Raw genomic sequence first — 5,072 nt, forward strand, 5'->3', positions numbered from 1 at the left:
TTTTTAGTATATCGCGCTCCTCGGTCACCCGGGCCAGCTCGCGCTTCAACTGGCGGATCTCAGCATCCTTGCTGGCATCGCCAGACACCACCTTCGCCAGTTGCCGCTTCCATGCGTACAGCGAATGCTGACTGACGCCGAGCCGCTCGGAAACCTCCGCCACCGGATACCCGCGCTCGGTGATCTGGGCCACCGCATCACGCTTGAACTCATCGCTGAAATTGGGCTTCCCCATCGTCGTCTCCTGTCCTCAAAATTAGGATAGAAGGCGTCCAGAAATCTAGGGGCTACTCACTTGAATCACATCCGAGCCGCAAACTGAACCTCACTTATGGGTCCTGACCCTAGATCAGGCCATTTCCTTTCGTCGAAACCAAGGCGCCCCGGAAAGCTGAAACCAGAGGATCACGATCATCGCCATATGGCCGAGCGCCAGCATCATGGCTGAAAACGTGCCTGGCTCCATCGGAATATGGAGCAGGTTACGAAGCATCGGGCCCAAGACAACCAGCAACGCAATGGCCAGAAAGTAATAGGCGTATCGGTGCGCCTGGTTGGTCGCGAACAGCGGCGTCGCCAGTCCCGTCCAGGTGACCAGAAAAACCGTCGTCATACCCAGCCAGAAGAATAAAGTCTGCGATGCATGCAGGCTGTGAGATATCGCGCCGAGCAGCGTTTGACCGAAAAAAGTCAGGATGATCGCAACGGGTAACGACGCCAGTAATCCAAGGGTCACGTTCATCCGAACCATCTTACGCATCAGGCCCCACCGTTCGTGGAGCTCGGCATGCGTGAATTCCGGCACGCTTGCTCGTTCGAACATGCTGAAAAACTGGAACGGGATGCGCGCCAGGAAACGAACGCTTCCGAAGACTGCGACCGTGGCCGGGCCGGCAAACGCACCCAACGTCACGAGCAGCAGTTGCAGAACCATGATATTGCTGCCGTTCAAACTCAGCACGGCCGTTGACGGACCCGCGAGCGAACGGATCACGGACAGTCGCGCTGAATCCCAACCAACCGCGAACCAGCGTTCCCGTCGATAGATGACGTAATTGTAAGCGACCGCCCCCAGTGCTCGCAGAATGATGTAGCCGATCAAGACGTCATTCAGCCCCCCGCCCAGAAGCACCGTGATCAACAGGCAGGCCCCTTCAAGCGGAAACATCGACATGAGCAGGACCGTCCCGAGCGCATAGCGATGCGTCGCTCGATAGACGACATAGACGATGCTCATTTGCACAATGCCAAAGGAATAGATGATCATCAGCACGACCGCCTTCGCGATTTCGTGCCGCCCCCAGGGATCGCCGCTATAAGGCGTCAGAAGGATGAGCATTGAAGCTGCGATCAGGGCGATGAAAAGGATCGTGCCGATCGTTGCCGTCAACAACACCCAGACGCTCTGGAACGCGCTGCGGGCGGATCCCAGGTCGCCCTCTTTAAGAAACCTCATGATTTCGACGCCGGCCGCGGTGCCAAGTCCGAAATCGCTCATCGACAGATAGAAGGGTATCGTCGTCAACATCAGCCAGATGCCATACCCCTCAGCGCCCCAATGCCGGGTAAGAAGCGGGATCGCGATCAGTTGCGTCAAAAATGTGCAAACACGCCCATAAAGGGCGGCGCCCACGCCCGCTGAAAGTCGCCGCGCGACGACACTCTGACGATATTTGCTGGCCAGGCGGCCCAAAAATGGGACACTCAAATCAGGCTTCCCGAACTACCGGGACAGGACGTGCCATCGTCCGTTGGCCTCGGACTTGATTTGCAATCGCCTTGTTCGCATTCCGCCCTTGCCCACGGCGCTGCGAAAAGATCAGGATAGCGTAACCGCCGACAATCGCGATGATGAAGAAGCGGAACACCAGTCGGACGCCATAGGTGGTTTGAGCGAAGAGCGCGACGAAAACGATCGCGTTTAGCATCAACGACAACGCACCCGGGCTTCGAGCAATCGCGCGAAGCGAAACGCGGATCGCGACGGCCTGAACGGAGAAATAGCAGACGACGTAAATCCAGCCGAACTGCAGCACCTCGTCTAATGCGGAACGAGGAACGACCAGATACAGCTTATCCTGATAAAGATCGCGAATGCGTGGCCAATGGTCGATAAATCCGGGAAATGGGGACAAACAAACAAGCTTGTAAATCGTTGGATATTCAACCTTCGCCGCAAAATGCTCTGAGAAAGTATACACACCCTCAAAAAAGTTCATTAAGGCAAATTCGGCTCCTTCCGGTGATCGCACCGCGTCGTAGAACAAGCCAGGAAGTTCGACCACGGACGAAAATCCATGGTGCCCCGACGAGCGTCCAGATAGGGCGGTGAATAGCGAAAACACGGCCAGCAGAGCAAATAAAATGCTGATTATTCGTTGCTTGGGAAAATAAATGTAAATCGAAATAGATAAAATTCCCAAAAGAAAAGTTGCCTCTCTCGAGTGCGAGGCAAGCTGATATAAAGTATACCAAAAAAATATTGCAAGAAATACAAATGCTAAAACCTTCTTTGATTGCCTTAGCGAGTAAATTCCGAATACCGCACATATGACCCCGATAACCCGTGACAATGAAGAAACGAATTCAATGATTGAATTTTGTATTATCAAGTGAACTGGCAAAGCCATCGCTTGGTATTCCGTATTACTCCACACCAAATCCCATCTGGTAAATGAAAAATGTATAATTAATTGTAACAGAGAAATAGCCGCCGCGAAGAAAAGAATCGAATCTGAAATTTTGAAATCGACAGCTTTTGAAAAAGCATTTTTCAACGAAACCCTTGGCAATCCTAAAATTGCAAAAAAATAAAATATGCTCAGTATAAAAAAAGAAATGGATACTTTTCCATAATGCCTACTATATGCACCGGTAGACCAATAGTCTGCCATCGAGTAGTATAAATAGTCATGCGTCATTAGCCAAAGAACGATTTGGCACAAAAACAGAAAACCTAAATAAATCGTTGGCGTAGGCAGAACTCCATAACGACGCCTTGAATACTCAAATATTGCGAACTGAAATGTGAGATAGAATATAATCACTACTGACTTTCCTGTTCGATATCCGCATGGCCGCTATGCCTGCCGGCAATGGCTACGAAGCTCCAAGGTTTATATCGAAGCCGGCGCTTGCGCGATAGCGCCGAAATGACAGCTGACGTGCTCCCCTGATTGTTACCATTCAGAGGTAGAGTCTCGCTCCTTCATGATTGATGTTTGATGGGATGGCAACGTGTCTGGGGGCATGCCCCCAGACACGTTCGCCGGCGATCTCGGCGGGGGTCTTCCCGCCCAGTTTCGAGTGTGGCCTGACCGTGTTGTAGTCGTGCCGCCAGGCAGCCAGCACGAACCGGGCATGGGCCAGCGAGGTGAACAGGGTCTCATTGAGGCATTCGTCGCGCAGACGGCCGTTGAAGCTCTCCACGAAGCCGTTCTGCATCGGCTTGCCCGGTGCGATGTAATGCCACTCGACCCGCCGCTCCTGCGACCAGCGCAGGATGGCTGACGAGGTCAGTTCGGTGCCATTGTCGCTGACCACCGTATGCGGCTTGCCACGCAGGCCGATCAGGCCGGTCAGTTCCCGTGCCACCCGTGCGCCTGACAGCGACGTGTCGGCCACCAGCGCCAGGCACTCCCGCGAGAAGTCGTCGACCACGCACAGGATGCGGAACCGGCGACCGCACACGAGGCTGTCGGAGACGAAGTCGAGCGACCACCGCTGGTTTGGACCATCCGGCAGAACCATTGGCCTGCGCGTGCCCAGTGCCCGTTTGCGACCGCCGCGGCGGCGCACCCGCAACCCTTCCTCGCGGTAGATGCGCAGTAGCTTCTTGTGGTTGGGCGTCATGCCTTCCCGCGCCAGCAGGTAGCCCAGGCGGCGATAGCCGAACCGACGACGTTCTGCCGCCAGCTCGCGCAACCGTTGCCGCAGCGCCTCGTCATCCGGCCTCGTCGGCTCGTAACGGATCACCCTGCGGCTCACGCCGACCAGACTGCACGCCCGACGCTCGCTCAGCCCGTGCTGCTCACGGGCATGGGCGACGGCTTCCCGCTTCGCGCCGGGCGTTACCATTTTTTTGATGCCAGATCCTTCAGCACCACGTTGTCGAGCATCGCCTCGGCCAGCAGCTTCTTCAGCCGGCTGTTCTCCTGCTCGAGCGTCCGCAGCCGCCGGGCATCGGAGACCTCCAGCCCGCCGAACTTCGACTTCCATTTGTAGAACGTGGCTGAGCTGATCCCGTGACGGCGGCACACCTCCGCCGTCGGCATCCCAGCCTCCTGCTCCTTCAAAACCGCGATGATCTGCTCTTCGCTGAACCTGCTTCGCTTCATTATCGTCCGACTCCTTCGCGTCGGACTCTACCAAACACCGGTCACATTTCAGGGGAGCACGTCACAGCGTCTATCCCCGTTGAATACGTAATCGGATGGCATATATAACGGGCTCTGAGCAAGGAGTTCCTCACCACCGCGCAGTTCTTTCGCCAGTTTCCTGACGACGAAACCTGCCTTCAGCATCTTTTCGATGTTCGGTTCGGTCAGGGCTTCGAGTGCCATTCGTGCGAGCGCCCGTCCAACTGGTATCGGATCAGGGGTGGAGCGCGCTTATTCCTACCAATGGTGCGGACATCACCTGCACCCGACCTTAGGCGCACCGTTTGAACAGACGCGCACCCAGTTGCAGCTATGGTTCTACGCGATCCACTTATTCACGACGACGCGCTATGGCGTTTCTGGCAAAGAGCTAGGGTCGGGACTCATAACCACTATGTGACGGCTGCGGCGAGGAAGTTGGTGGCGAGTTTGTCGTATCGGGTGGCGATGCGGCGATAGTCCTTGAGGCGGCAGAACATGCGCTCGACGGCGTTGCGGCCCTTATAGAGCGTCTTGGAGAAGCAGCTTTTCCATCGGCGGTTGGTTTTGGACAGGATGTTCGGGACGGCGCCCCGGCGCTCGATCAGGTCGCGGATCGCGTTGCTGTCATAGGCTTTGTCGGCGAGCACGATGGTGCGTGGCATGAGATCATCGAGCAGCATATCGGCCGCGCGGCAGTCGGCGACCTGGCCA

General features: G+C 55.9%; 6 protein-coding genes and 1 pseudogene. 2 read left to right on the plus strand and 5 right to left on the minus strand.

Translation table 11 applies throughout. The annotated features are described in order from the left end of the window. The 4 genes from J7S20_RS16230 to J7S20_RS16245 form a co-directional block, all read right to left on the minus strand. Positions 1-235, minus strand: a 235-nt coding sequence (locus tag J7S20_RS16230; RefSeq protein WP_041558467.1) for a transposase, incomplete at its 3' end; no start/stop codon positions are given. A 114-nt stretch (positions 236-349) separates the two neighbouring features. Beyond that, positions 350-1,597: a lipopolysaccharide biosynthesis protein gene (locus tag J7S20_RS16235; protein ID WP_284055295.1), complete on the minus strand. Its 1,248-nt coding sequence runs from the start codon at positions 1,595-1,597 to the stop codon at positions 350-352. 112 nt (positions 1,598-1,709) lie between these two features. Beyond that, positions 1,710-2,894 carry a hypothetical protein gene (locus tag J7S20_RS16240; RefSeq protein ID WP_284055296.1) on the minus strand — a complete coding sequence of 395 codons (1,185 nt, stop codon included), beginning with the start codon at positions 2,892-2,894 and terminating at the stop codon, positions 1,710-1,712. 292 nt (positions 2,895-3,186) lie between these two features. Beyond that, positions 3,187-4,337, minus strand: a protein-coding gene (locus J7S20_RS16245; protein WP_284055297.1) for an IS3 family transposase whose coding sequence is annotated in 2 segments (ribosomal slippage) — positions 3,187-4,085 and positions 4,085-4,337 — 1,152 coding nt in all. Because the reading frame shifts where the segments join, the coding sequence is not laid out codon by codon here. 114 nt (positions 4,338-4,451) lie between these two features. On the opposite strand from J7S20_RS16245, the gene J7S20_RS16380 reads away from it, so the two are divergent. Then, the gene (locus tag J7S20_RS16380; RefSeq protein ID WP_430980963.1) at positions 4,452-4,667 is read left to right on the plus strand and encodes a transposase; all 216 of its coding nucleotides are present in this window, start codon (positions 4,452-4,454) and stop codon (positions 4,665-4,667) included. After that, positions 4,627-4,752, plus strand: a pseudogene (locus tag J7S20_RS16385) (IS1595 family transposase); the annotation flags it as partial. The gene J7S20_RS16380 and the pseudogene J7S20_RS16385, both read left to right, overlap by 41 nt. 19 nt (positions 4,753-4,771) lie before the next feature. On the opposite strand, the gene J7S20_RS16255 reads toward J7S20_RS16385, so the two are convergent. Then, positions 4,772-5,072, minus strand: a 301-nt coding sequence (locus J7S20_RS16255; RefSeq protein ID WP_284055299.1) for a transposase, incomplete at its 5' end; no start/stop codon positions are given.

Origin of the sequence: Stakelama marina (assembly GCF_018122655.1) — a bacterium.
Lineage (GTDB): Bacteria > Pseudomonadota > Alphaproteobacteria > Sphingomonadales > Sphingomonadaceae > Sphingomonas > Sphingomonas marina.

Coding starts and splice junctions, on each gene's coding strand:
- J7S20_RS16240 (WP_284055296.1), bottom strand. CDS start 2,894: ATGGCAGACTATTGGTCTACCGGTGCATATAGTAGGCATTATGGAAAA.